Source organism: Synechococcus sp. A10-1-5-9, assembly GCF_047716785.1.
Classification (GTDB): Bacteria; Cyanobacteriota; Cyanobacteriia; order PCC-6307; family Cyanobiaceae; genus Synechococcus_C.
This window is the reverse complement of record NZ_CP180406.1, coordinates 2,315,130-2,341,194: the sequence shown is the minus strand read 5'-3', so window position 1 is coordinate 2,341,194 and position 26,065 is coordinate 2,315,130. Positions and strand designations below refer to the sequence as shown.

Annotated in this window: 28 protein-coding genes; 12 read left to right on the top strand and 16 right to left on the bottom strand. The window is 59.1% G+C overall.

What is annotated here, in order from left to right; translation table 11 throughout:
- Positions 1 to 319 precede the first annotated feature (319 nt).
- On the bottom strand, positions 320 to 1,672 hold the full coding sequence (locus ACLM45_RS12305; RefSeq protein ID WP_415409550.1) for an aminopeptidase P N-terminal domain-containing protein: 1,353 nt from the start codon (positions 1,670 to 1,672) through the stop codon (positions 320 to 322).
- 53 nt (positions 1,673 to 1,725) lie between these two features.
- Here ACLM45_RS12305 and ACLM45_RS12300 point away from each other — a divergent pair, with 53 nt between their 5' ends.
- From ACLM45_RS12300 to ald, 5 genes are read left to right on the top strand one after another with little or no spacing between them, the layout of a single operon-like run.
- Positions 1,726 to 2,736 (top strand): CNNM domain-containing protein, encoded by a 1,011-nt coding sequence (locus tag ACLM45_RS12300; protein WP_415409549.1) that lies wholly within the window; start codon positions 1,726 to 1,728, stop codon positions 2,734 to 2,736.
- Positions 2,733 to 4,049, top strand: coding sequence for a GTP-binding protein (locus ACLM45_RS12295; RefSeq protein ID WP_415409548.1), 1,317 nt, complete (start codon positions 2,733 to 2,735; stop codon positions 4,047 to 4,049). Before ACLM45_RS12300 ends, ACLM45_RS12295 begins: the two co-directional genes overlap by 4 nt.
- Positions 4,046 to 4,627 carry a nicotinate-nucleotide adenylyltransferase gene (locus tag ACLM45_RS12290; RefSeq protein WP_415409547.1) on the top strand — a complete coding sequence of 194 codons (582 nt, stop codon included), beginning with the start codon at positions 4,046 to 4,048 and terminating at the stop codon, positions 4,625 to 4,627. The genes ACLM45_RS12295 and ACLM45_RS12290 overlap by 4 nt, the downstream gene beginning before the upstream one ends.
- A 6-nt stretch (positions 4,628 to 4,633) precedes the next feature.
- Positions 4,634 to 6,367, top strand: a complete 1,734-nt coding sequence (locus ACLM45_RS12285) for an NAD+ synthase (protein WP_415409546.1) — start codon at positions 4,634 to 4,636, stop codon at positions 6,365 to 6,367.
- Between the two features lie 29 nt (positions 6,368 to 6,396).
- The gene (gene ald / locus ACLM45_RS12280) at positions 6,397 to 7,536 is read left to right on the top strand and encodes an alanine dehydrogenase (RefSeq protein ID WP_006043312.1); all 1,140 of its coding nucleotides are present in this window, start codon (positions 6,397 to 6,399) and stop codon (positions 7,534 to 7,536) included.
- Between the two features lie 5 nt (positions 7,537 to 7,541).
- Here the strand turns inward: ald and ACLM45_RS12275 are convergent, their stop codons facing one another.
- The 14 genes from ACLM45_RS12275 to ACLM45_RS12210 form a co-directional block, all read right to left on the bottom strand.
- Positions 7,542 to 7,976, bottom strand: coding sequence for a YchJ family protein (locus ACLM45_RS12275; protein WP_415409545.1), 435 nt, complete (start codon positions 7,974 to 7,976; stop codon positions 7,542 to 7,544).
- 10 nt (positions 7,977 to 7,986) lie between these two features.
- Positions 7,987 to 9,045, bottom strand: a complete 1,059-nt coding sequence (locus tag ACLM45_RS12270) for a DUF3326 domain-containing protein (protein ID WP_415409544.1) — start codon at positions 9,043 to 9,045, stop codon at positions 7,987 to 7,989.
- A 4-nt stretch (positions 9,046 to 9,049) separates the two neighbouring features.
- Complete coding sequence (locus ACLM45_RS12265) at positions 9,050 to 9,244, bottom strand: hypothetical protein (protein WP_415409543.1); 195 nt, start codon at positions 9,242 to 9,244, stop codon at positions 9,050 to 9,052.
- Positions 9,241 to 9,576: a 2Fe-2S iron-sulfur cluster-binding protein gene (locus tag ACLM45_RS12260; RefSeq protein ID WP_006043308.1), complete on the bottom strand. Its 336-nt coding sequence runs from the start codon at positions 9,574 to 9,576 to the stop codon at positions 9,241 to 9,243. The genes ACLM45_RS12265 and ACLM45_RS12260 overlap by 4 nt, the downstream gene beginning before the upstream one ends.
- Before the next feature lie 33 nt (positions 9,577 to 9,609).
- Positions 9,610 to 10,311, bottom strand: coding sequence for a TIGR02466 family protein (locus tag ACLM45_RS12255; protein ID WP_415409542.1), 702 nt, complete (start codon positions 10,309 to 10,311; stop codon positions 9,610 to 9,612).
- Between the two features lie 119 nt (positions 10,312 to 10,430).
- On the bottom strand, positions 10,431 to 11,381 hold the full coding sequence (locus ACLM45_RS12250; protein ID WP_415409541.1) for a F0F1 ATP synthase subunit gamma: 951 nt from the start codon (positions 11,379 to 11,381) through the stop codon (positions 10,431 to 10,433).
- Positions 11,382 to 11,392: 11 nt separating this feature from the next.
- Positions 11,393 to 12,913 (bottom strand): F0F1 ATP synthase subunit alpha, encoded by a 1,521-nt coding sequence (atpA, locus tag ACLM45_RS12245; RefSeq protein WP_415409540.1) that lies wholly within the window; start codon positions 12,911 to 12,913, stop codon positions 11,393 to 11,395.
- A 60-nt stretch (positions 12,914 to 12,973) separates the two neighbouring features.
- Positions 12,974 to 13,522, bottom strand: a complete 549-nt coding sequence (gene atpH / locus ACLM45_RS12240) for an ATP synthase F1 subunit delta (RefSeq protein WP_415409539.1) — start codon at positions 13,520 to 13,522, stop codon at positions 12,974 to 12,976.
- Positions 13,522 to 14,043, bottom strand: a complete 522-nt coding sequence (locus tag ACLM45_RS12235) for a F0F1 ATP synthase subunit B (RefSeq protein WP_038004701.1) — start codon at positions 14,041 to 14,043, stop codon at positions 13,522 to 13,524. Before ACLM45_RS12235 ends, atpH begins: the two co-directional genes overlap by 1 nt.
- 2 nt (positions 14,044 to 14,045) lie before the next feature.
- The gene (locus ACLM45_RS12230) at positions 14,046 to 14,510 is read right to left on the bottom strand and encodes a F0F1 ATP synthase subunit B' (RefSeq protein ID WP_006043302.1); all 465 of its coding nucleotides are present in this window, start codon (positions 14,508 to 14,510) and stop codon (positions 14,046 to 14,048) included.
- Positions 14,511 to 14,590: 80 nt separating this feature from the next.
- Positions 14,591 to 14,839: an ATP synthase F0 subunit C gene (gene atpE, locus ACLM45_RS12225; RefSeq protein WP_006911576.1), complete on the bottom strand. Its 249-nt coding sequence runs from the start codon at positions 14,837 to 14,839 to the stop codon at positions 14,591 to 14,593.
- Positions 14,840 to 14,993: 154 nt separating this feature from the next.
- A complete protein-coding gene (gene atpB / locus ACLM45_RS12220) occupies positions 14,994 to 15,722 on the bottom strand; it encodes a F0F1 ATP synthase subunit A (protein ID WP_006043300.1) in 729 nt (242 codons plus the stop codon).
- 22 nt (positions 15,723 to 15,744) lie between these two features.
- The gene (locus ACLM45_RS12215; protein WP_006043299.1) at positions 15,745 to 16,080 is read right to left on the bottom strand and encodes a hypothetical protein; all 336 of its coding nucleotides are present in this window, start codon (positions 16,078 to 16,080) and stop codon (positions 15,745 to 15,747) included.
- Positions 16,081 to 16,166: 86 nt separating this feature from the next.
- The gene (locus ACLM45_RS12210) at positions 16,167 to 17,387 is read right to left on the bottom strand and encodes a class I SAM-dependent methyltransferase (RefSeq protein ID WP_415409538.1); all 1,221 of its coding nucleotides are present in this window, start codon (positions 17,385 to 17,387) and stop codon (positions 16,167 to 16,169) included.
- Between the two features lie 159 nt (positions 17,388 to 17,546).
- Here ACLM45_RS12210 and ACLM45_RS12205 point away from each other — a divergent pair, with 159 nt between their 5' ends.
- From ACLM45_RS12205 to ACLM45_RS12175, 7 genes are all read left to right on the top strand, one after another.
- On the top strand, positions 17,547 to 20,486 hold the full coding sequence (locus tag ACLM45_RS12205; RefSeq protein ID WP_415409537.1) for a phycobilisome rod-core linker polypeptide: 2,940 nt from the start codon (positions 17,547 to 17,549) through the stop codon (positions 20,484 to 20,486).
- 422 nt (positions 20,487 to 20,908) lie between these two features.
- On the top strand, positions 20,909 to 21,394 hold the full coding sequence (locus ACLM45_RS12200) for an allophycocyanin (RefSeq protein WP_415409536.1): 486 nt from the start codon (positions 20,909 to 20,911) through the stop codon (positions 21,392 to 21,394).
- Between the two features lie 39 nt (positions 21,395 to 21,433).
- Positions 21,434 to 21,922 (top strand): allophycocyanin subunit beta, encoded by a 489-nt coding sequence (apcB, locus tag ACLM45_RS12195; protein ID WP_006043294.1) that lies wholly within the window; start codon positions 21,434 to 21,436, stop codon positions 21,920 to 21,922.
- 5 nt (positions 21,923 to 21,927) lie between these two features.
- Positions 21,928 to 22,128, top strand: coding sequence for a phycobilisome linker polypeptide (locus tag ACLM45_RS12190; protein ID WP_006043293.1), 201 nt, complete (start codon positions 21,928 to 21,930; stop codon positions 22,126 to 22,128).
- 129 nt (positions 22,129 to 22,257) lie between these two features.
- On the top strand, positions 22,258 to 23,493 hold the full coding sequence (locus ACLM45_RS12185; RefSeq protein ID WP_415409534.1) for an FtsW/RodA/SpoVE family cell cycle protein: 1,236 nt from the start codon (positions 22,258 to 22,260) through the stop codon (positions 23,491 to 23,493).
- A 103-nt stretch (positions 23,494 to 23,596) separates the two neighbouring features.
- Positions 23,597 to 24,265 carry a cytochrome c biogenesis CcdA family protein gene (locus ACLM45_RS12180; protein ID WP_415411430.1) on the top strand — a complete coding sequence of 223 codons (669 nt, stop codon included), beginning with the start codon at positions 23,597 to 23,599 and terminating at the stop codon, positions 24,263 to 24,265.
- A gap of 2 nt (positions 24,266 to 24,267) precedes the next feature.
- Positions 24,268 to 25,560, top strand: coding sequence for a cytochrome c biogenesis protein ResB (locus tag ACLM45_RS12175; RefSeq protein ID WP_415409533.1), 1,293 nt, complete (start codon positions 24,268 to 24,270; stop codon positions 25,558 to 25,560).
- Here the strand turns inward: ACLM45_RS12175 and queF are convergent.
- Positions 25,532 to 25,942 (bottom strand): preQ(1) synthase, encoded by a 411-nt coding sequence (gene queF / locus ACLM45_RS12170; RefSeq protein ID WP_415409532.1) that lies wholly within the window; start codon positions 25,940 to 25,942, stop codon positions 25,532 to 25,534. The genes ACLM45_RS12175 and queF overlap by 29 nt on opposite strands.
- Positions 25,943 to 26,065 lie beyond the last annotated feature (123 nt).

Sequence of the window (26,065 nt, the reverse complement as noted above, 5' to 3'; positions counted from 1 at the left end):
CGGCCTTGGTGCAGTGTCCTTGCCCTGCTCAGTTTCAGCAGAGTTCTGGAGTGGCTGCTGGCCAGCGACCCAGGACTGATCATTGCTGGACTACTGATCTTGGGAGCCGTTGTGATTCTTCTCTCCCAGCAAGTGGCCAATCAGACGGAAGTGCTGGAGGAAGCGCTCAAGGAGCTCTAAACACCCTCTTCGGATCGGTTCTGGCCGCAATCAGCCTCACCGTGTTTCTGCTTCGCCCCCATCCGAAGGTGCTTAGGAGCGAAGGGTTGATGCTTCTTGTGGTGTTCCTGTTCTGACTGATGCTGGATCTGGGTTGAGTTCAGCGCTCCATGGCCTCAACCGACTTGAGGGCTGCAGCACTGAGCACTTCATGGCCTTCGGGCACCTCATCTGAGTTCCTCACGGCCACATCGTCCTCGATGCGGATGCCGATGCCCTTCCAACGCTCCTCGATGCTGGGTTGCCCTACAGGAACAGGTAAACGATCGCTCACATAGAGCCCAGGCTCCACGGTGAGCACCATGCCAGGTTCCAATTCCACGTGATGCTCGCCTAATCGATAGGCACCGACATCGTGGACATCCAGTCCAAGCCAATGGCCAGTGCGGTGCATGTAGAGATGGCGATAGGCGCCTTGTTCGATCAGTCCATCCACATCCCCCTGCAAGAGACCGAGGCCTACCAATCCCTCCACCAGAACTCGCAATGCCGTGTCATGCACACCCTCAGCGGTCTGCCCTGGCCGGACACTCTCAACCGCAGACTGCTGCGCTTCGAGCACAAGGCTGTAGAGCTCACGCTGCTCGCCGCTGAAGCGACCGTTGACCGGGAACGTTCGCGTGATGTCTCCGTTGTAGTAGTCGGGCAGCGAACAACCGGCATCAATGAGCAACAGATCGCCGTCCTGCAGCACGGCATTGTTCTCGACGTAATGGAGCACGCAGGCGTTATCACCACCGGCCACGATCGATCCATAGGCGGCACCACGGGCGCCTTGATTAAGGAAATGCTCCTCGATCAAAGCCTGAACCTGACGTTCCCTCATTCCGGGTCTCACAACAGAGCGAGCCAGTTCATGAGCGGCTGCCGAAATCCGTCCGGCCTCGCGCAGACGCTCCAGCTCTGCCGGCTCCTTGCGGAGACGCATGCGATGCAGCAGTGGACAGGGAGCCACCAGGGCCAGAGCCGCGCTGCCGATCCGCGATGCTCGATCAAGCTGCCCCGCCCAGGCGGCGACCACGAGAGGCTCCACGGAAGGATGGCGGCCAACACGGAAGGCGATTCCCTCAGCGCCTTGCAGATAATCCGGCAGTCGTTGCTCCAGCTCAGAGCGGGGGTGGGCGATATCGGCACCGAAACACTCAACAGCCCCCTCACACCCCCAGCGACGTCCAGTCCAAACCTCAGCGGCCGGTTCACGGGGGTTCACGAACAGCACAAAACGTTCTCCCTCCGGGCGATGAGGAAGCAACAAGGCGACGGCATCGGGCTCGTCAAACCCGGTGAGATACCAGAAGTCACTGTCCTGACGGAACGGCCATTCCGTATCGGCATGATGAGTGACCAAAGAGGCTGCGGGGATCACCGCAGCAGCACTGCCCAAATCGTGCATGAATCGCTGACGACGATCCGCATGACAAGCGACATCAATGAGGGAGGTGCAATCAGCCACGGAAGAGACATGTCGCCGGGTAACGGTCAGGATGGCAGGCAAAGCGCACCCCCATGACCTCCGACCTGCTGATCCTGCTGATCCTGGTGGTGGTGGTGCTGGCTGGATCAGCCCTCTGCTCGGGCGTTGAAGCAGCGCTGCTCACGGTCAATCCCATCCGCGTCCATGAGCTCGCCGCACGTCCGCGTCCGGTTGCTGGTGCCCGCAGGCTTGCACAGCTGCGACAACGCCTCGGACGCACCCTGTCTGTGCTGGTGATTGCCAACAACGGCTTCAACATCTTTGGCAGCCTGATGCTTGGTGGCTATGCCGCCTGGCTGTTTAAACGCATGGACAGCAGCAGCGTGGCGCTGCCGCTGTTTTCCATCAGCCTCACCGTCCTGGTGATCCTGCTTGGAGAGATCCTTCCCAAAGCGATCGGCAGTCGCCTAGCTCTGCCGGTGGCTCTGGCCAGTGCCCCGGTGCTGCACTGGCTGGGAGTGATGATGCGCCCCCTGGTTCTGCTGCTCGAGCGACTGCTGCCGGCCATCACGGAGGAGAGCGAGATCAGCACCGATGAGGAAGAGATCCGACTTCTCGCCAGACTCGGTTCCCAAAAAGGTCAGATCGAAGCGGATGAGGCCGCCATGATCGCCAAGGTGTTCCAGCTCAACGATCTCACCGCCCGCGATCTGATGATCCCGCGTGTGGCAGCGCCCACCCTTGATGGCGCCACCCGCCTGGATGAACTGCGGGACGCCCTGATCGAGAATGAAGCTCAGTGGTGGGTCGTGCTCGGCGACGCGGTGGACAAGGTGCTGGGGGTGGCCAACCGGGACAGCCTCCTGAGTGCGCTGGTTCAGAACCGCGGTCAGCTCACCCCTTTGGATCTGAGCGAACCCGCCGAATTCGTTCCGGAAATGATCCGCGCTGACCGACTGTTAACCGCGTTTCGACGTGACAATGCCGGCGTGCGCGTCGTCGTGGATGAATTTGGTGGCTTCGTCGGTGTGATCGGCCCCGATGCCGTCCTGGCCGTCCTGGCTGGCTGGTGGCGCAAGGGCGGAGGTGGCGGAACCCCATGACCACCTCCACTGCGATGGCATCCAAGGCGCAGGTGTTGCGGTTGTGGAAAGACCAGCTCAACCTGACCGCCCTTGAGCAGGGTCTGCTGAGCGGTGCCCTCAAAACGCTGGATCACCAATTGCAGCGCCTGGAGGAGAGCCGGATTCGCATCGCCGTGTTCGGCAGAGTCGGCGTCGGCAAGTCCAGCCTGGTCAATGCCCTTGTGGGCCAGTCGCTGATGGCCACCGATGTAGCCCATGGCTGCACAAGACAACAGCAGAGCACTCCCTGGCCGACACCAGTCCCAGGCCTGCAGGCCGTCGACCTGGTTGACACACCGGGGATCGATGAGGTCAACGGCCCAGCGAGGGCTCGCCTAGCAGGCCGCGTGGCCTTGAACGCCGACTTGGTGTTGCTGGTTCTGGATGGGGACATCACCCAGGTTGAGCTTGATGCTCTCACCGTTCTGCAGAACAAGGGGAAACCGGTGATCACCGTTTTGAATCGCAGCGATTGCTGGCCAGCGGAAGAGCTAGCCCCTCTGCTCGCCAGCATCAAACGCCGTCTGCCGAACGGGCTCCCGGGACCAGTCGTCGCGGCGGCAGCGCCGCGGCAGGCTGTACAGCTCAGCGACGGACGCATCCGAAGCCAGCAGCAACCAGCCGACATAGCGCGCCTTGAGGCTCACCTGACATCGCTGCTGACAGAGCACGGCGAGAGCCTGCTGCTCTTGAACGGCCTGAGGCAGGCAACGCGCATTCAGGAGCAGCTCGAAACCGGACGCCTGCTGCGACGCCGTCGGGAAGCACAGGGCCTGATTGGTCGCTACGCCGCCCTCAAGGCGGCGGCGTTGGCAGCCAACCCTTTAATGCTGCTGGATCTTGCGGGAGGCATGGCCTGTGATGCCGCCTTGGTGAGCCAGCTCTGTTCGCTGTATGACCTGCCCCTAGGAGGCCCAGCAGCCCGCCGACTGCTCCGTCAGCTCGGTGGTCAGAATGCACTGATCGGGGGGACACAGCTGGGGCTGCAGATGAGTCTGGGAGTGATACGCCAACTGCTACTTCTGGCAGCACCCTTCAGCGCCGGACTCACCTTGGCCCCTGCGGCCCCGGTGGCGGTGGCCCAAGCGGCTCTGGCGGTTCACACCACCCGCCGCACCGGCCGACTGACAGCCCGATGGCTGCTGGAGGAACGCGGTCGTGGACGCCGCAATCAGCCAATTCCGATCAGCCTGATGCGCCGTCTGTCCCGCACGGACCGTGGTCTGGTCGGATTGATGCATCGCTGGCCGGATGCCACGAAGCGTCCGGCCCTGAAAACGCTGCTGCCATGAGCAGAGACTCGATTGCACTTCTGGGAACCAGTGCAGATCCACCCACCATTGGACATCAGGCCCTCCTGGAGGGTCTTTTAAGGGAGTTCCCGAAAGTGGTGACTTGGGCCAGTGACAACCCATCCAAACGCCATGGTGCCGAGCTCAAGCAGCGCAGCGACCTGCTGAATCGTGTCGTTCAGACCATCGGCGACCCTCGCCTGGAACTGGGCCAGGATCTCAGCAGCCCCTATGCCATCACCACCCTGGAGCGAGCGCGACAGCGCTGGCCTCAATCCCCTCTCTGTTTTGTTGTGGGAAGCGATCTGGCCACTCAAATCCCTCGCTGGAAACACAGCGAACAGTGGCTCGGTCTCTGCGAACTCGGGATTGTTCCGCGCAAAGGCTGGTCCTTGACGGATGGCGACTTGCAACCGCTCGAACGCCTCGGTGCCCGCCCAAGGATTCTGTCCCTCGACATCCCAGCAACCGCAAGCTCCGCTGTTCGCCAGGCCAAAGGAGATAACCAGATCCCCGAGACGCTCTGGCCTTTGCTGCTGGAGCACAATCTTTACGGCTTCCACTCCTCCTCCGCCTGAGTGCTGATGCGTATCGCCCTGGCCCAGATCAATCCAGTGGTGGGAGACCTTCTTGGGAATGCCGATCGCATCCACTCCGCCTTGGACGCCACCAAAGAGGACGGCAAGACCTCGGCAGACCTGCTGGTGACGCCGGAGCTGTCCCTCTGGGGCTACCCACCGCGGGATCTCCTGTTCAGCAACGCTCACCTGGAGCAGCAACAGCAAGCCTTAGACCGACTGCAACAGCGGTTGGATGCCGAACAACAAGACGCGGCCCTTCTCGTTGGCATGGCCGAGGTTGCCTCTGACCAGCAACACCCCCGGCTCTACAACGCGATGGCGCTGGTGCAGGCGAGCGGCTGGAACGTGGTCGCCCGCAAGCAGCTCCTGCCCAGCTACGACGTCTTTGACGAAACCCGCTACTTCCGCGCCAGCTGCAGTCCATCCACCATCAGCCTGCGCGTCAACAACCACGACTGGCGCCTGGGCCTCACCATTTGTGAAGACCTCTGGGTGGATCAGGAACTCCAGAAGCGTCGCCTGGTGGGCCCAGATCCCATCGCTGCCCTGATGCACGAACGGATTGATGCACTGATCAACTGCTCGGCATCCCCATTCAGCCGAGGCAAAGCGACCCTACGCCGGAAGCTTGCTTCCCGAGCCGCTGGCCGCCTGCAATGTCCTGTGGTGTACGTGAATCAGGTCGGGGGGAACGACGAACTCATCTTCGATGGCGCCAGCTTCGTGATGGCTCCAGGGGAGAGCACCCCACAGCTGCAGCTGCCCGACTTCTGCGTCAGCACAGCGGTGTGGACTGCGCAATTACCAGCAAGCCCAAGCGAGCAGAACCTCCATCCCCATCAACACGGGCAAGACCAAGACGCTGGCCTGGAAGCGCTGTTCCGAGCACTGGTGACTGGAGTCGAGGACTATGCAACCAAATGCGGATTCAAAAAGGCGCTTCTCGGACTCAGTGGCGGCATTGATTCGGCCTTGGTGGCGGTGATCGCCGCCGCCGCCCTGGGCCCTGAACAGGTTCATACCCTCCTGATGCCTTCCCCTTGGAGCTCCTCAGGCTCGATCGAGGATGCACTAGCCCTGGCAACACGCCTGGGAATCTCCTCAAGGATCGTGCCGATTCAGACCCTGATGGACGGCTTTGAAGCCACGCTCACACCAGCCCTCGACGCCGAGCCATCAGGGATCACAGCCGAAAATCTGCAATCACGCATCCGCGGAACCCTGCTGATGGCCATGGCCAATCAGCAGGGGCACCTGCTGCTCTCCACGGGCAACAAATCTGAACTGGCCGTGGGCTACTGCACCCTCTACGGCGACATGAACGGCGGTTTGGCGGTGATCGGTGATCTCTACAAATCAACCGTGTTCGCCCTCTGCCACTGGCTAGATAGCCCAGATGCTGGGGCTTGTCGATCCGAACTTGGGCTGTCCTTCGATGGCCCATTGATCGACCGGGCCATTCTTGAAAAACCGCCGAGCGCCGAGCTGCGGCCAGACCAGAAAGACAGTGACGCACTGCCCGATTACGGAGTGCTGGATCCATTGCTGGTGGATCTGATCGAACACCGTATGAGTGGTGTCCAGCTGATTAACGCTGGGCATGACCCTGATGACGTAACCAGAATTGAACGTTTGTTCCGTCGGGCTGAATTCAAGCGGCGACAGGCGCCTCCGCTGCTGAAAGTGAGCAATCAAGCCTTCGGCAGTGGCTGGCGGCTGCCGATTGCAGCCATCTGAGCCAGATTGAGAGCACAACTGTGCCTTCCATGGCTCATTCCGTTCTGACGGCCCCGATGGCCAGCATCGGGGTGCCTACTGAGATCAAAGCTGATGAACAGAGGGTCGCCCTGACACCGGATGGGGTGCGGGAGTTGGTGACCCAAGGGCTGGAAGTGCGCATCCAGCACGGTGCCGGTGCCGGTGCAGGCATCGGCGATGACGCGTTCGCCTCAGCAGGTGCACGCATGGTCGACAGGGACGACGCCTGGGCCGCTCACCTGGTGGTGAAAGTGAAAGAGCCGCAACCGGAGGAATTCGGCCTTTTGCGCGACGACATGGTGCTCTTTACCTACCTTCATCTCGCTGCCTATCCCCAGGTGGGCCAGGCACTACTAGAGGCGGGCACTACGGGTGTGGCCTATGAAACGGTGCAACTGGAAAACGGCAGCCTGCCGCTGCTCGCACCGATGAGCGAGATTGCCGGCCGCTTAGCAGCACAGGTGGGCGCACGGTTACTGGAACGTCCAAACGGCGGTCGTGGCGTACTGATCGGTGGCTGTACGGGGGTTCAACCGGCACGGGTGGTAGTGCTCGGCGCCGGCACCGTCGGCTGGAATGCAGCTCGGCTTGCAGCAGCCATGGATGCCGAGGTGATGCTGCTGGATCGGTCACCGGAGCGGTTGCGCAGCCTGGAAGCCGACCGGCGCGGACGGTTGATGAGCGTGGTCAGCAGCCGAGGGCTACTGGAGCGACTCGTGCCCACCGCCGACCTACTGATTGGTGCCGTGCTCACACCTGGAGGGCGGGCTCCGACATTGGTGGACGAGGAGATGGTGAAACAGATGAGGCCAGGTTCAGCCATCGTGGATGTGGCGATCGACCAGGGCGGCTGCATCGCCACGAGCCGGGAGACCACCCACACCGATCCCACGGTCTGCATCCATGGGATTCAGCACTACGCCGTGGGCAACATGCCTGGAGCTGTGCCGTTCACCTCCACGGAGGCCCTGGTTAGTGTCACGCTCCCGTACATCCTTGGCATCGCCGGCCGCGGACTGGAGGAAGCCGTCACTGAGCGGCCTGAATTGCTTTCAGGCTTGAACACCGTGAAAGGGGCTGTGTGTCATCCAGGAGTGGCGAAGGCCCTGGGAGTTCCGCCGCGCCACCCCATGGCATGCCTGCGCTGAAGCAATCACAGGGCTCGTATATAAAGCCAATCACCACTAAGCTGCCCATCCCTTCTCTGAAACAAAGAGGTTTCCTGAAGACACCTGCGTTGTCCAGCCGCGATGAAATGCGCCGCAAACTGAACAGTGCCCTGGCAATCCTCGATGCCACCGCACTCCACGGCCAGGATCTCGAGTTCAATCCATCGGATCTGGCGGCTGTTGATCCGTAGCTCACGACGCCTTTTCTGAATCGATATGTCTGGCTCAGGGTGAGAGGCGATCAGATACTCAATCTCACCCAGCGCATAAGCGCTGTACCGCGACCGCATCAGTTGTTCAGCCGTTTGCGCCTTCATCAATCCCTGATGAAAAGGGCCGCAGCATGAACCCAACTTGGCACCTGAACCACAAGGACAAGCGGCGCGATCGGCAGTGGCATCCGCAAACCCTCTGGCCATGCGATCGGTCTCAGACGGTGGTCAAACGATCCAGAGCAGGAAGAGGCCGCTGCAGCGATGGCAATGCCACCCCCTCCCGCATCGCCAGCACCAGCCCGGCGGCTTCGGCGTAGGTCGCAGCCGCAACGACCCCACGCTCAAGCCCCAAGGATTGGGATGACACCTGAAGAACAGAAGGGTTTGTCACGGCGATCACAGGGACGTTCCGCTCCAAACAGGCCAGGACGGCTTCCCCCCCCAAGGCACCCTCCGGCACAACAACGGCCCCGAGGCCGGAGGCCAGCAGATCTCCTGGTTCTGCTGATGCCGGCTGAATCAGATCGGGTGCGCGACTGAGCCCGACGAGAACGCAGGGAAGAAAGGTATGCGCCAGCTCTTCAGCTGCTGCTCGCGGATCCAGCTGAGGATCCAGGGGCAAGGGAGCCAGAGCCGGTGCATGGGCACAGGGGATCTGCAGATGGCGCACGAGCAGATGGCTGATCACCGCCTCCGCACCAGCCAAGACATCCACACCGCTTCCATGGCGATAGGCCTGCAACGCCTCGCTACCGGAATCATCCGGGAATCGAGCCACAACGGCGATCGCCGATGCACCCACGTCACGGAGCTTCTCCCCAGCGCGAAGCAGAGCATCCGGACGCTCGAGCGAGCCCCAGCTCACCCCACTCTCCCCCTGCCGCAGCGTGACGCCAAGAGCGACATCCGTGGTGATCACGGGCCCGACATCCAATCCGAGTGTTGCACGACAGGCATCGGCAACCTGAAGGTGGCGATCCCTCAGAGACGGTTCGATCGCAGCGTCAAGCAGCAAGCCAACACGCTGCCGCCGTCCTCCACGAAGCGCCAGCTCCCCGGCGGCAAAACGATCAAGCCCCCACCCCTCCACATAAAGAATGCGGTCGTCGCTCCAGTAGAGGGCGGCCCCATTCATCACATTGGGGTGGGTCACCAGGCAGCCGCAGGCAGCCGCAAGTACCCGTGCAGCTGGCAGCGCATCGCCGGCGTACCCTCCGATCTCGCATCCAATCCCCGTGGGGACGATCATGAGCGTGGGGAAGACTTCAGCCATCCGGTCACTCCCTGTGCTGAAGCATCACCGCTTCAATCACCACCTGAGAGCCACCCTCAGGTGAATCAAGCACCGACGTGATCGCCCAGCGCAGCGGCTCGCCATGAACTTGCAAGCGTTCCAGGATCCGTCGACGCCAATCACAGGCTGTTTGGTGGGCCGGAAGTGGCAGCTGGAGCTGAAGCGACTCAATCCTCACTTCTGATACTGACCAAACTGCGCTTCGTAGAGGGCATCCTCTTGGCCGGCCATCACTTTGAGATCGGAGCGTGGATAACTCACACACAGCAGTGCAAAACCATCCTTGCGAAGCTCTTCTTTCACGCCCATGGCATCGGGCTGATGCACGGTCCCATCGAGAATCCGAGCGGCACAGGTCGTGCACACACCGGCGCAACAGGAGCTTGGTACTGCAACTCCCGCTGCTTCAGCAGCTGAAAGCACGGTTTGATCAGCGCTGCATTGGAACTGATGGCTCTGCCCATCCAGCTCAACACTGATGGCGAAGGTCGCTGCCGTGGAGTCGCTCATCCGTTCGAGATTGTCCTGGAAGACCGCATCCTCTCAGGACAACGGGCGCTCACAGCGATGCCACTGATGGGGATGGGGCGCCAGGTACTCCGCTGGCGCAGACGAAGCCTGGGCCGTGAGCACGAAGTCGAAACTGAGTGACACCCGTAGCGACTCCTCATCCATGTTCTCGCCAACGCTGTGATCCAACCGAGAAGGAAAAATCACCACAAGACCGGGTTCAGGGTTGAAAGTCCAGAGATGCTGATTGTGAGGGTGATGGTCCCGAATCGGCCCTCCATGCCCCACAGAAAGCCCTGGGACCAACTCATTGAGTTGATGCCTTGCATGAAGACAGAGTGCTCCCTCGCGTCCCTGGCCATCGCCACTTAAATAAACAACGGCACTCACATGGGCATTGGGATGGTGATGCCGACCCACCACCTGCCCAGCCGCGCTGAGCACAGGCCAACACCGTTGGAGATGCAAAGCGATTTGGTCCAGATCAAATCCTGTTTGTTCAAGGTAGATCCAAACCCTTGTAATCACTTCATCCGCCAGGAACCGGAAGTCGTGATGCTCATGAAGCTGCCAGATGCCATATAAGTCGCCGGTCCAAGCACAACCTTCATCAGGATTGCTGTACGCCTCGCCCCGCAGGCTCAGAAGTGTCTGCAACTGACCCGCCAACATCAAGGGGTCCATCGCCATCCGATCGGTGGCCACCACCGTGGGGAAAAGGGCGTGTAGCTCCACAACATGAGCGGCAGCAGATCTTCAGCATCGGTCATGCAGGGGAGCCGATGGATGCTTCGAAACCAAAAAAAAGCCGGTCCTTGGACCGGCTTGATCGATTCCGATGAATCAACGCTCTATCAACCGACTGCTGCTGCACCGCCAGCAACCTCCAGGATCTCCTGGGTAATGGCTGCCTGACGGGCTTTGTTGTAGTCGAGGGTCAGAGTTTTAGCTAACGCTTTGGCGTTATCGCTGGCATTGTTCATCGCCGTCATTCGGCTCGCCAACTCAGAAGCGGCTGCCTCCTGCAGTGAACGAAGCACCTGATTCTGCAAATAAAGAGGCAGAAGAGCGTTCAGCAGCTGATCGGGACTCTGCTCAAACACAATCTCGGAAGAAATCTCCGGTTGCGTGTTGGCAGGAGCCGAACCTGTTTCCACCCTGAGATCGCCCTCTTTGGTTGTAAGGCGGAAGATCTCATCATCCACGTCAGCTATACCCTGAGGATCAAGCGGAAGAAGGGTCTGTATGACAGGCTTGCAGCTCACCAGATTGATGAACTTGGTAAAAATAATTTCAACCCTATCGGTGGTTTCGGAGAGAAACTCCGCGAACACTTCGTTCGCCACAGATCCAGCTTCATCAGCCGTAGGGACCTGCTCAAGTCCTGTAAATGTGGCCTGAATCGGATAACTGCGATTGGTGAAATAACTGATGGCCTTTCGACCGATCAACACAAGATTCACCTTGTAGCCCTTGCCTTGCAGTTCAGCAAAACGTAGCTCGGTGCGCTTGATGATGTTGGCGTTGTAGCCACCACACAGACCACGATCACCGGTCACCGCCATAAGGGTGACGGTTTCCAGCTCACGTTCCTCAAGCAGAGGAGCATCGGCATCCTCAAAACGCATGCGCGCCTGAAGATTTTCCAGAAGCCTGGCCAGACGGTCCGCAAAAGGACGGCTGCGAAGAACCTGTTCTTGGGCACGACGCACCTTGGCTGCGGCCACGAGACGCATGGCCTCGGTGATCTTGCGAGTGTTCTTGACTGATTTGATCCGATCGCGGATCTCTTTGAGATTTGCCATGTCTCAGGACCTCAGTTGGCCGTCGCCAGCATGGTGGAGGTGACTTCAGCAACAGCCTCCTTGAGCATGGTCTCCGCCTCAGGACTGAGTACCTTCTCGGTTTGGATTTTTTCGATGAACTCAGGCTTGTTGCTCTTGAGATATTCACGGAGCTCGCGGGAGAACTGAACAACCTGATCCACAGGAACGTCGTCGATCAAACCCTTCACACCGGCGTAAACAATGGCGACCTGTTCAGCGAGAATCAGCGGACTGAACTGGGACTGCTTGAGCAGTTCACGCAGACGCTTTCCACGACCGAGCTGCTTCTGGGTTGCCGCATCAAGATCGGAAGCAAACTGAGAGAAGGCAGCCAGTTCATCAAACTGAGCCAGTTCTAGTTTCAGCGTGCCAGCGATCTTCTTGATGGCCTTGGTTTGCGCAGCACCGCCAACACGGCTAACGGAAATACCCACGTTGATCGCAGGCCGCAGACCAGAGTTGAACAGATCGGAACTCAAGAACACCTGGCCATCGGTGATTGAAATCACGTTGGTTGGAATGTAGGCCGACACATCACCAGCCTGGGTCTCGATGATGGGCAGTGCTGTCATCGAACCTTTGCCCATGGCATCAGACAGCTTGGCGGCACGCTCAAGCAGACGGCTGTGGCAATAGAACACATCGCCGGGGTAGGCCTCACGACCGGGCGGACGACGGAGCAGAAGTGACATCTGGCGATAAGCCTGCGCCTGCTTGGAGAGGTCGTCGTAGATCACCAACGTGGCTTTGCCCTTGTACATGAAGTACTCGGCAATCGATGCACCGGTGTAAGGAGCCAGGTATTGCAGTGCCGCAGGGTCTGAGGCGTTTGCCGCCACAATCACGGTGTAGTCAAGGGCACCACGCTCACGTAGCACCTCAGTCACCTGAGCAACAGATGCAGCTTTCTGACCGATTGCCACGTAAACACAAACCACATCTTGATCCTTCTGATTGAGGATCGTGTCGATGGCAATGGCCGTCTTGCCAGTCTGACGGTCTCCAATGATCAGCTCACGCTGACCACGACCGATGGGAATCATCGCGTCGATGGCGGTGATACCGGTCTGCATCGGTTCATGCACCGACTTCCTCTGAATGATGCCGGGAGCAGGTGATTCGATCAGACGGCTTTCAGAGGTACCCAGATCACCCTTGCCATCGAGGGGAACCCCTAAAGGATTCACCACACGGCCGAGAAGACCATCACCGACAGGCACGGATGCGATTTTGCCTGTGGCACGAACGGTGCTCCCCTCCTGGATCCCCAGGCCCTCACCCATCAGCACAGCGCCGACGTTGTCGTCTTCGAGGTTGAGAGCAATGCCCTCGGTGCCGTCTTCGAACTCGACGAGTTCACCAGCCATCACTTGCTGAAGGCCGTAGACACGGGCAATGCCGTCGCCCACCTGCAGGACGGAACCCACATTGCTGACCGAAACGGACTTGTCGTAGTCCTCGATCTGCTGCTTGAGGATGGCGCTGATCTCGTCGGGACGGATGGAAACCATGGCGGGTAAACCCTGGAAAGGGGCGTGAGAGGAGGAGCGTGGGGGTGAAGAGGGAGGTTCTCAGCTCGCCTTCGCGAGCGAAAGCCCAAGGCGACGAACCTGACCAGACAGGCTGGCGTCGATGACCTGAGAGCCGATATTGATCACGAAGCCACCGATCAGGCTGGAGTCGATGGTGAGGTCAATCTCAACGGAACCGGTTCCGACCATGGACTGAACCTTTGCCGTGAGGGCCTTGGTCTGCTCGTCAGACAGGGCCTGAGCGCTGCGGACATAAGCCAGGGAGATGTTGCGGGATTCCCGATACAGCTCCAAATAGCGGCGCAGCACGGCATCGAGAGCCGTCAAGCGCTGCCGATCAGCAAGAACCTTGAGAAGGTTCATGAGTGACGGCTTGATCTGCTCTGCCAAAAGTTTTCCAAGGGCCTTTTTCTTGGCAGCAGGCTCAAGCACCGGTGACGTCATGGCTTCGCGCAAGGCGGTGCTGGAATCCCAGACCGAAAGGAGTTCCTTGCACTGACCTGCGACGTCTTCGGATTCGCTGCGAGCGTCAGTGACTTGCAGAAGAGCTTCGGCGTAGGGAGTCGCCAGAGTATTCAGCAGTGGCATTAGGCGTCCTCCAAGTTGCTGATGGAGGCATCGATTAAACGGGACTGACCCGCTGCATCAAGACGTCCAGGAAGTTCTGTCATCGCCTTGTCGATGGCGGCCAGCGCAGCTTCGCGGCGAAGTTGTTCGGTGAGGCGAGCACCTTCTGCATTCAGATCAGCCAGAGCATCCTGCTTGACCGCAGCCATGGCATTGATCGTGCGCAGTTCACCGTCCTTACGGATCGCTTCAGCCCTGGCTTTGCCGTCGGAGCGGATTTTCTCTGCTTTCTGCTGAGCAGCAGCAAGGTCCTCTTGGGCGCGAGCCAGATCAGTGGTGGCCTTGCGTAGACGGCCCTCGGAATCCTCAAGGTCCTTCAGAATCGCTTGCCGGCGACGCTCAAGGATGCCCCCTAAGAAGCCCTTCAGGAACCAGTAAAGAACCCCGATCACAATGACGAGGTTGATGAGGTTGGTCTCGAAAAGGTTGAGGTTCAGTCCGAACCCACCTTCAGAGGCAAAAAGTGGAAGAGACATGGTCATCGTCAGGCGGCCAGAAGTCTGTTGATGATCTGGGCACTGAGCTGATCCACCTGACTCATGAGCTGAGCCTGGGCGGATTCTCGTTGGGTCTCGATCTCACGCCGTGCTTTTTCGCGAGTGCGATTGGCTTCGGTCTCCGCTTCAGCAAGAGCCTCGCGGTAGAGACGATCAACGTCCTGTTCAGCCTCGACAATGGCGGCCTGAGCGGCCTGACGGGCTCCACGAAGTTGATCTTGGAGATCGGCTTCCAGTCGATTGATTTGCTCAAGCTTTTGCTTGGCGTCAGCACGACTGGTCGCGATGTAACCCTCTCGATCTTCCACGACCTTGCCGACCGGCCGGAAGAACAGGGAATTGAGCAGGAAGGTGAGGAGAACCACCTGAACCGCCATCAGCGGAAGGGTGGCATCGAGGTCAAAAAGACCTCCCTCCGGAACACCTGCTTCAGCGAGCAGAAGCCAGGTCATGGAAGGATGCGATTGGGTAAGTCAAATCGAGCGGATCAGTGGAGTGGGGTGACACGAGGTCACCCCGCAACCGAATCTGATCAGCCGGCGAAGGGGTTGGCAAACAGAAGAACCAGTGCCACCACCAGGCCGTAGATGGTCAAAGCTTCCATGAAGGCCAGGGAGAGCAGCAGGGTTCCGCGGATCTTGCCTTCAGCTTCAGGCTGGCGGGCGATGCCTTCCACAGCCTGACCGGCTGCGGTGCCCTGGCCGATACCAGGGCCGATGGCGGCGAGACCCACCGCGAGAGCGGCGGCCAGAACGGAAGCGGCGGAGGTCAGATCACTCATTGGTGGAAAGCGGTTAGAGGTGCGCAGGATGAGCGCGGAAAGGGCAGGACGCGCCCGGGACACCCTCACGATGGAGGGCGGGCCCGGTTCCACCCGGACCTGCGCGCGAAGTGTTTAGCAGATCACTGGGGACCTACGAAAGGCACAAAGAGACCTAGTGGGCCTCTTCATGCACAGCCTCGCCGATGTAGTTCGCGGCGAGAGTGGCGAAAATCAGCGCCTGGATGGCACTGGTGAACAAACCGAGGAACATGGCGGGTAGCGGTACCAGCACAGGCACAAGGAAGGCAAGAACGGCCACTACCAGTTCGTCGGCAAGGATGTTGCCGAAAAGACGGAATGAGAGCGAGAGAGGCTTCGTGAAATCCTCGATGATCTTGAAGGGGAGCATGATCGGGGTCGGCTCCACGTAGTACTCGAAGTAACGCAGCCCTTTGCGGCTCAGCCCCGCGTAGAAATACGACAGGGACACCAGCAGCGCCATGGCCACTGTGGTGTTGATGTCGGCTGTGGGTGCACCGAGCTCTCCGTTAGGAAGCTCAATCAGGCGCCAGGGGATCAAGGCACCACCCCAGTTGCAAACGAAGATGAACAGGAACAGGGTTCCCACGAAAGGAAGCCAATCTCTGTAAGCCTTCTCTCCGATCTGCTCCCGTGCTAGCTCACGAAGATAATCCCAAAGGTATTCAAGGAGGTTCTGAACACCCTTGGGATCGCGTTCCATCTTGCGGGTCCCACTCACAACGAGCAGAAGCAGCAAGCCGATCACGACCCAAGAGCTGAGGAAAACCTGGCCATGCAGGTTCAGATTGCCGATCTGCCAATAGAGATGCTGACCGACCTCGAGTTCAGCAAAGGGCAGATTGAGGAGCGACGGAACCATGACGGTGATTGAGTGCGCGAATTCAGGCGTCGATGACGATCTGAAGAATCAAAGCGGGCTTGTAGAGAAGAAAACCGATGAAGGCTGGAAGAAGTTCAAGCTGGGGAAGTTTGGCCGCCGCCACGATGAGAAGCATTGGCACTACCAGCTGAAATCGCCCAACCTGACGGGAACCTCCGCCGAGCCTGGCCACGCTGCGGGCGAGTAAGCGCAGGTACAGAAGACCAGCACACGAGCCCACCAGCAGGCTGCGAGCCACCAGAACATCGAATCGAACAAGGGCGACCAGAGCCGCGATCAAGGAAACGGTGAGGGTGGCCAGCATCAGGCGTCGCTGGAGCTTGGCGTACTCACCCATACCCGAATCGGTCGCAACAGATGCCGCACTTGATTCGATCGGAGTGGTAGCCAGCAAACAACGCCTGAGAAAGCGCGCGGAATCTATCACGCGTTTTCCCCGCCCCCCCCTGCTTCGGCGATAGGCAAGAGCAGACGACGTTGGATCAGAGTCCTTGCCACATCAGCGGTCCAAGCGCCTAAAGCGAGCTCACCGAGAGAATGCTCAGGGTGGGCGTCCACGGCTTCAAGCAGCTGTTTTTCCTGCGCAGACAAAGCAATCGGCTCAAGATCAGGACCCAGCAGGCTGGCGGAAGGCCAACCCCACAAACAGGACTGGCGGCGGCTTCGTGTTCCTAACAGCTCCCCGTCGTCGTCCCAGCACCGCTTCTGAATCGGCTTCCGTGCAACAAAAAACTCGAAATGACTGATCTCCGTGTCGAGATCCTCGATCAGAAACCACTGATCCTGAATGGGGAGTGATTGCGCCCGTGCGAGGAGATCACCGCTTAGAAGTCGAGCCGGAGCCCAGACCGACGGGTTGGAGAAACCAACAAAATGAAGCCCGGAGGCCTCAATCAAGGCAAAAAGCGTTTTGAGGTCGTAACTTGTCTCCTGTGGGTGCAGATACATATCCGCGAAATTGGCATCAGCAGCGGTGTCAATCAACCAGCGCTGTTCATGGTTGCGGCGAAGGCGATTGGATTCAGGCAGCACATCGAACAGCTGTCGGCCAAGGCGCAGGGCCTCACTGTCCTGCCCCACGCCAAGCTTGGTCAGGGCCCTCTGCGTGCGGTGGATCTCCCAACGCCCTGCATTCGCGTACAGGAAGAGATGCATTAAGCCGTCATCGTCCAGCAGCGCAGCAAGCGCTTTGAGGCCAGCGAGAGGGTCACGCAAATGGTGCAGGACACCGACGGAATTGATGTAGTCGAACGGTCCCTCACCGTGCAGATCCAAAAGGCTCCGCTGTTCCTGACGCAGTGATCGAACCTGCTGCGCTCCTCTGGAGAGATGCAACCGTTCTCTGGCCAGGTTCAGGGCACCGGCGCTGATGTCGACGGCCAACACCTCAGCTCCAGGATTGAGGTGGCAGAGATAGTCGGTACTGACGCCTGTGCCACAGCCTGCATCAAGGATCCGGGGTGGTCTCGCTGCGTCATCTCGGGCAGAACTTTCTCCCCTCACAGCGCCATTGACGCTCTCCAAACACCATCGCCAGTTGTATCCGGGAGGCGGACCGTCCTGGACAGGATCACCCGGATAGGGGAAACGGTCGTAAAAATCACTCACCACTGGAGTGGCGGCGTCGGATGGAGTTGGTTTCATCAGCAGCGGTCTCCAGGGGTCGAGCAACTTGAGATGGAGCATTTCATGCGCCGTCGCAATGCGTCACTGCTGACAGCAACCCCTGCAAACATTTGTTCATGGCACTCCAAGTGCTCTCGGCACGAGCCGTAACCTGGCTGGATCGGCTTGCTCCCGTTCATGACAGTGACCGCCAGCAGCGGCAGCCCCAGGGTTTCCCCCCAGCTGTACGACACACTGCCGCTCTCCAGCGTTCGCCAAGCGGAGCAGCAGGATCGTTTCCCCGACTTGGGGGAGCTGGACTCGCTCATCACTTTTTTCCGTAGCGGAAACGACAGGCTCGAAGCCTCACGGGTCATCGCTGCGAATGCCGAGTCGATCGTGGCCCGTGCAGCCAACAGAATCTTCGTGGGCGGCACCCCTCTCTCCTTTCTTGAGAGCCCTCTCACAACAGGAGAGGATCGAAAGTCAGGCGATGGAACACCCCTGGCGGCGGATCAAGTCGCCTTTGAGCAATCGGTCCGTACCTTCACCGGAGACAGCGGAACCACCAGACGCGGCAACTTTCTCTCCAGACTTCTGGAAGGAACAGGCGGTGATGCCGATGTGCGCGTGGTACTCCCCACCGGGTTCAACCCCATCAGCGTGGCCAAATACGGCCCGGCGTTCATGCGCAAATCTGTGCGCGACATGGGCTGGTTTCTTCGATATGTGGGCTATGCCCTCGTTGCAGGAGACCCGAGCATTCTCTCGGTGAACACCCGGGGACTTCGCGACATTCTTCTGAAAAACTGCTCGCTGACGGCGACCAATGTGGCGCTGCAGGAGATGCGTGCCGCGTCTGCCCAGCTGCTTCGAGAGTTTCCGGAAGCTCGCCGTCTCACCATCGACTGCTTCAACGTTCTCTTACAGGAACTGGCCGTCGCCACACCATCAACTCGGCAGAAGCCTGGAAGTGCCGTACGGCAGGGTCTGCAGCTGCCGGCGATCTATGCCCTAGCCGCCGAGTCCGCCCAGCGTTTTGAGATGCGTCCCGGTCTATCCGGTGCTGAAAAAGCAGAGGTGGTGAAAGCCGCGTATCGACAAGTTTTTGAACGGGACATCGCCAAGGGCTACTCCCAAACACCCTGTCGCGCTGAGGCAAGCCAGCTCTTGCAGGGCAAGATCTCAATGCGCGAGTTCATTCGCGCTCTGGGCCGAAGCAAGGAATATCGAAATCAGTTCTACGGACGTTTTGTCAACAGTCGCGTCGTGGAATTGGCTTACCGACATTTTCTCGGCCGCGGCATCAGTTCTCTCGAAGAATTCCGCAAAGCCTTTTCCATCGTCAGTTCTCAAGGTCTGAACGGACTCGTTGATGTCCTCGTCAACGGCAGTGAGTACGCCCAGACCTTTGGAGAGGAAACAGTTCCCTATCTGCGCGATCTCGGCGAAGAAGCCCAGGAAAGTGCGGGCTGGGGATCAAACCGTCGCTTGTTCCGGTTCAGCGCACCCTTCGAGGGGGCTCCTCAGTACGTCACCCTCTACGCCTCCTATCGCCAGCCTCTCGGGGATCAGCATGTCTACGGCGGAGGGAATGATCCCGTTGGCAACCAATACGGCGCGATCTTCCCCTCGTCAACGGCTTCGGTCGCAACGCGACCGGCACCCTTTGGTTACGACACCCGCCGACTGCTGGTCAGCAATGGCATGGCCCAGCCTGGTCAGATGGACAGCCCGCAATTCCGGGGAAGCCGCCCTCGCAAGGTCGGCCCAAGGGTCATGCGCCTCCAGCAGATCGCAACGGGTGGCGCCGCCGTTCCTCGCCGAGGGGGCCAGCCCAGCATTCGCAACACCGAATCCTCCACCCAGGCTGTGATCAAAGCGGTTTACGTGCAGGTTCTCGGAACAGCCGGCTACGCAGGAGAGCGACTCAGCTCAGAAGAAGCTCGACTCGAAAACGGAGACATCAGCCTGCGCGACTTCGTGCGATCCGTCGCCCGCTCTAACGCGTTCCGTCGTCGCTACTGGGAAGGTCTTTACATCACTAAAGCCATCGAAGTGATGCATCGCAGACTTCTGGGGCGACCCACCTTTGGTCGCTGGGAAATTGATGCTCTGTTTGATACCGCTGCCCGACAAGGCTTCTACGGTCTCGTTGATGCGTTGATCAACGGACAGGATTACAAGGATTGCTTTGGTGAGGACACCGTTCCCTACGAGCGATACATCACGCCAGCTGATCTGAACACGCGCCGGGCGCCCGCCCTGCGACGCCCCATCGATCTCACAGCTGTTGTCGACTTGGCCATGGGACGTCGTCCAGATTCAATCCGGGATGATCGCCTGCGCACAACGAACGATGTCACCAATAGAAATCTGAAGGGTCAAACGCAAAACATTGCTGGTCAGTGGCGTGCGGACGTGGGTTCCGTGCCAGCGTCCCAGTGGACGGCGCTGATGCGTCGCCGCCCACAGCGGGGCACGACGACATCAGGCTCTGCCGAGGAAGGCGCCAATTCCTGGAGTCGCACGCTCGACTCACGATTGACCCGAACCATCCAACAGGACCAGGGCAAGACAGGGCTTCCAGCGGCTTTACAGGTGGGGAACGCACTGGGCTTCCAGCGTCGCTCAGGACTGCCCGTGAAGCTCTCGCTCCCTGTCAATCCAAGCGAATCGGAGCTGAGAGAAGTTGCTGATGCCACGTATCGGCAGCTTCTTAACCGAGTGCCTCTTGAAAGCGAACGACTCATCACCAGCGAATCCCGACTGAGAGATGGCCAGATCGATCTCGAGGGATTCGTAGCAGCGGTCGCCACGAGTGAAGCTTTCCTGGAGAGACTTTCCAGAATGGCGCCTCTACGCGCTGCCACCGCAGCTGCGATGGCGCTGGTTGGCAGGGCATCCACTCCAGCAGAAACGAGTCGTTTCCTGGTCGTGAGAGCCGAATCAGGGCAAAGCGCAGCCGTTCAGGAGTTGCTCGAGCTTCGCTCCAAGCTGGGATTTGAGCCTTCTGAGGTTCCTGACCTCCGGGGTCTGAACTCACAGCCAGGCGTGCCCCAGTCAACACTGACCCGAACAGCCTCCCTCTACAGCGGAAATGCCGGACTCACACCACCGCCCAGACAAAGCTTGTAAGCCCTTCCCAACAGGCTTCTAGCACCTTTAATCAATAATCACGAAGACTTCAAATAACAAAGCCAGCGGTATCTTTACTGCTGGCTTTTTGATGCCTGACAATCAAAAACCGCGGATCTGAAAACGCTTCTCAAAGTGACAACCTTGCTTCTCGGTACCAAGGAATGAAGATCTGTTACCAGCACCAAACCTTGTTTGGCAGCTGCCTGAGAATCACATTCGATCGGCTTCACCTTTCAAGTGATGGCCGACTCCATCCCCGAAGGTCAACAGATACAACATCTGAGGCTTTCAAGCTCAGATCTCCACGATTTGAGCACCTGCGGCCATTAAGCTGCTCTCCGATCTCAGTCGAGATCACCACCACCACACACCGGATATCGGTCTCCTACGGGCGGCCGCTTGCTTCGAGGTAGAACTGCATGAGCATCGTCTCCAACTCGATCATCAACGCGGACGCCGAAGCCCGCTATCTGAGTCCAGGAGAACTGGACCAGATCAAGGCCTTCGTCGGCGGCGGACAACGACGTTTACGTGTCGCTCAGGTTCTCAGCGAGAGTCGTGAGCGCATCGTGAAAACCGCTGGCGGTCAGCTGTTTCAGAAGCGTCCTGACGTGATCTCCCCCGGAGGCAATGCCTACGGCGAGGAGATGACCGCAACCTGTCTGCGGGACATGGATTACTACTTGCGCCTTGTTACCTACGGGGTTGTCGCAGGTGATGTGACCCCGATCGAAGAAATCGGAGTGATCGGCGCCCGCGAGCTCTACCGCTCCCTGGGTACCCCTCTCGAAGCCATGGCTGAAGCGGTCCGTGAAATGAAGACCGTCGCCATGGGCATCCTCAGTGGTACCGACGCCGAGGAAGCTGGCTTCTACTTCGACTACGTGGTCGGCGCACTCGCCTGAATCACTGGACTTCACGCCCCTATCCGTCACTCCTGATCCATGCAAGACGCGATCACCAACGTCATCAACAAGTCCGATGTCCAGGGTCTTTACCTGGACACGACGTCCATGAGCAGCCTTGAGAACTATTTCGCCAGTGGTGAGCTGCGCGTCAAGGCTGCTGCCACCATCAGTGCCAACGCCTCATCGATCATTCGTGATGCTGTCGCCAAGGCGCTTCTTTATTCGGACATCACCCGTCCTGGTGGCAACATGTACACCACCCGTCGCTATGCAGCTTGCATCCGCGATTTGGATTACTACTTGCGCTATTCCACTTACGCCATGCTGGCTGGAGACACCTCCATCCTCGATGAGCGGGTGCTGAACGGTCTCAAAGAGACCTATAACTCTTTGGGAGTACCCATCGGAGCCACCGTCCAGGCCATTCAAGCCATGAAAGAGGTCACCGCCTCGCTCGTAGGCCCGGATGCTGGAAAGGAAATGGGTGTTTATTTCGACTACATCTGTTCCGGTCTCGGCAACTGAGATCGATGCGGTTGTTCAAAGTCACTGCCTGCATTCCAAGCCCTGAAAAGGTTCGGACCCAGCGCGAATTACAGAACACCTTCTTCACCAAGTGGGTTCCCTACGACAGCTGGTTCGCTGAACAACAGCGGATCCAAAAACAAGGTGGACGAATCATCAAGGTTGAGCTCTGCACTGGCTCACGCCAGGTGAACGTAGGGAACTGAAAGGAGCCTCGAACGTGTGCAAGCCCGGCCTTCGGTCGGGTTTTTTTTATGACCAATCCCCTTGCAAATCGTGCATAAAGCGCCTCAATACACTTAAACCTCGTTAATCCATTGAGCAGCCCGTCCGTGATGTCAAGGAGGAGTCGATCCTCACGATCGGGCAGCGTTAGGACACGCCAGATCCCCGAACAAGATTCAAGGGCGTTCTGGGAACGCCATCTCCCCCTCGATTGGTCGTCATGGCCCGCTGAAGCACGGCTCCTACTGACTCTGACTGCAATCTGGAGCCTCGCAGGCCTGCTGGTACTTGCCTCGGCCAGCTGGTGGGTTGCAGTGCGTGAGCAGGGTGAAGGTGCCTATTACGTCAAACGCCAACTGGTGTGGATGGCTGCCAGCTGGAGTCTGATGGCGTTCACAGCATCCACCAATCTCAGACGCTGGCTCAAGTTGGCCGGACCTGCCCTCTGGATTGGATGCCTGCTTATCGCTGCAACGCTGGTAATGGGAACCACAGTGAATGGCGCAAGTCGTTGGCTCGTGGTTGGCCCCGTCCAGATCCAGCCATCCGAACTCGTCAAGCCTTTTGTGGTGCTGCAAGCCGCCAACCTCTTCGCGCACTGGAAACGCACGGGCCTGGATCAAAAGCTGTTGTGGCTCAGCAGTTTTGCAGTGTTAGTCCTTCTGATCCTCAAACAACCAAACCTGAGCACGGCAGCCCTGAGCGGACTGTTGATCTGGTTAATGGCATTCTCAGCGGGCCTTCCACTGTTTCTACTGTTCGGAACAGCGATCGGAGGAGGCTTTCTAGGGACAGCAAGCATTCTGATCAACGAATATCAACGCCTGAGGGTGATTTCCTTCTTGAATCCTTGGCAGGACCCCCAGGGTGATGGCTATCAGTTGATCCAGAGCCTCTTAGCGATTGGGTCAGGAGGGTTGTTCGGGCAAGGGTTCGGCCTCTCCACACAAAAAATGCAATATCTGCCGATTCAGAGCACAGATTTCATCTTTGCTGTCTACGCCGAGGAATTCGGGCTCGTCGGCTCGCTGCTTCTTCTGCTCTTTCTGATGCTGATCGGCTACCTGGGCCTTCGCGTGGCAATGCGCTGCCGCAGCAATCAGGCGCGTCTAGTCGCCATCGGCTGTTCCACTCTGCTTGTCGGCCAGTCGATCATGAATGTGGCTGTAGCCTCCGGGGCCATGCCAACAACAGGCCTGCCTCTTCCCCTCATGAGTTACGGGGGGAACTCGCTGCTGTCGAGCTTCGTAATCGTGGGACTACTCATCCGCTGTTCGCTGGAATCCACCGGGCTGATCGGAGGCCGCGGCCAAAGAGCAACGAGTAGGTCTCTTCAGCGGCATTGATGCCCTTATCGATAGTCTTTAACTCTGCAATTTCCGGCCGACCGGCACGACCATCGCTTTCCTCGAACTAGCTCTTTCCGACCTGGCACGAAATGGTGAGCTGCTGCTGAATCAAGCCCTGCAACAACCGGGACCCCTGAGCCTCGGCATTGTTCTGATCGGTGGAGCCCTCACCAGCCTCGGCCCCTGCTCCCTCTCCCTTCTTCCGGTCACCCTCGCTTATCTGGCAGGTTTTGAAGGTCGACAAGCCCCATGGCAACGCAGCCTGGCTTTTTCAGCCGGAATTGTTGCTGCGCTGGTGATGCTCGGAAGCCTCAGCGGTTTGTTGGGTGGAATCTATGGCCAGGTTCCTGGCCTGATCCCAACCTTGGTGGCGGGGCTGGCCATTGTGATGGGCCTCAATCTTCTGGGCATGATTCGAATTCCACTGCCCGCCGGACCTGACCCCATGGCCTGGAGCAAGCGGGTCCCCGCACCTCTGGCTCCCCTGGCAGCTGGTCTGGCCTTTGGCCTGGCGGCCTCACCCTGCACAACCCCCGTTCTGGCCGTTCTGCTGGGCTGGATCGCGAGCACGGGCAATGTTGTTGTTGGCATTCTGTTCCTAAGCAGCTTCGGGATCGGCCAGGTCCTGCCCTTGCTGCTGGCAGGCAGCGTGGCAGCCTCCTTGCCGAAGTTGATGGCACTTCGGTCCGTGAGCCAATGGATCCCGAGCATCAGCGGAGCCGTGCTGATCACAGTGGGATCGCTCACGCTGCTTTCGCGACTGGTCTGACAATGCGTGCTTTGAGTCGCTTACTGGCGATCCTTTCGGATCTACGCCTGGCCATTGTTCTGCTGCTACTCATCGCGGCGGCGAGTGCTGTGGGGACGATCCTTCCTCAACAAGAAGCCCCTGAGCTTTATCTGGAACGGTTCAATTCCGATCCGTGGCTTGGAGTGATCAACGGTGACCAGATGCTGGCCTTTCAGCTGGATCATCTTTACTCAAGCGTGTGGTTTCTGATCTTGCTGGCCTGGCTCGGTGTGGCCCTGATGCTTTGCAGTTGGCGCAGGCAATGGCCGGCTTTACAAGCAGCGATGCGTTGGATCGATTACACCCGCCCGCGTCAGCTCAGCAAGCTGGCCCTTGCGGAAACTGTCAGCTGTGAAAGCAGCGATGGAGCACTATCCAGCCTTGCCTCAGAGCTGAAATCACAGGGCTGGGAGGTCAGGCAGCATCAGGATCGCTTAGCAGCGCGCCGCGGCGTCGTGGGACGGGTCGGCCCTCTGCTAGTTCACACGGGCTTGGTGTTGTTGCTGATCGGCGCTGCCTGGGGAGCCCTCGCCGGTCAGCGTCTGGAACGTTTTCTGGCACCAGGACGCTCTCTGGATCTTCTCGATCCTGCAGGAGCCAATCGACTGAGCCTCACTCTCGAGCAATTTTCGATCACGCGTGACCCTGCCGGACGCCCCGAGCAGTTCCAGTCCACGCTGACCCTTTCACCACCGGGAAAGGAGGAAGAGCTCCGAACAATCAGCGTGAACCATCCACTCCGCTATCAGGGAATGACGGTGTACCAAGCCGACTGGTCCTTGGCAGCAATCACGGTGCAGATCGGCAGGAGTCCGATGCTGCAGCTCCCTCTCAGCACATTCCCGGAGCTGGGAGACCAGATTTGGGGACTTGTTCTACCGACGCGTCCGGACGGGAGTGAACCCGTCTTTTTAAGCACCAGCAGTGAGCAGGGTCCGGTGCAGGTCTTCGACGCGAACGGTGCACTTCTCAGCAATTTGAGACCCGGAGGCGAAGGAGCCGACGTGAGGGGTTTGCCCCTAAGGGTGATCGACATTCTTCCCGCAAGTGGTCTTTTGCTCAAACGTGACCCCGGCGTTCCCCTGGTCTATGCCGGCTTTGCCATCACGCTCCTGGGTGGAGCGCTCAGCATGGTTGCGACGCGTCAGATCTGGGTCATCAGCGACAGCACGCATCAGCGCCTGCATATCGGCGGGCTTTGCAATCGAAACCTGCTGGGTTTCGCAGCGGAACTGCCCCAACTGATCAACAGGCTTGACGTGTCCCATGGCTGACACGCACCACGGTATGGACATTGCCTCTTGGATAGAAATCAGCTTCAAGCTGCATCCAAACCGGGTCGCAGGCTGACACCAGATCATCAAGGATCCGGTTGGCCACCTCTTCATGGGAGATGGAGCGATCGCGGTAACCGTTCACATACAGCTTGATCGCCTTCAGCTCAACGACGCGTGGGCCAGGCTGGTAGAGAAGCCTCAAAACAGCGAAATCTGGATACCCCGAAAAAGGACAGAGGCAAGTGAATTCAGGCAATTCAATCGAGACCTCATAGGGCCTACCAGGCCGAGGGTTGTCGAAGCAGATCAACTGGGCCTCGGCAATCGCTCGCTCGCCATAGAGAGGAGTTCGGGTCGTTTCTGCAGGAGATGCGCCCATAGCAGGCATCAGAAGCAACGGTTTGTAAAGAACCTAAATCCCAACGGGAGAGGGGCAAACCCATCAGAGCGAGACATTTACGGAATCTCTTCCAACTAAAAGCCGCAAAGTGTTCACTATGAA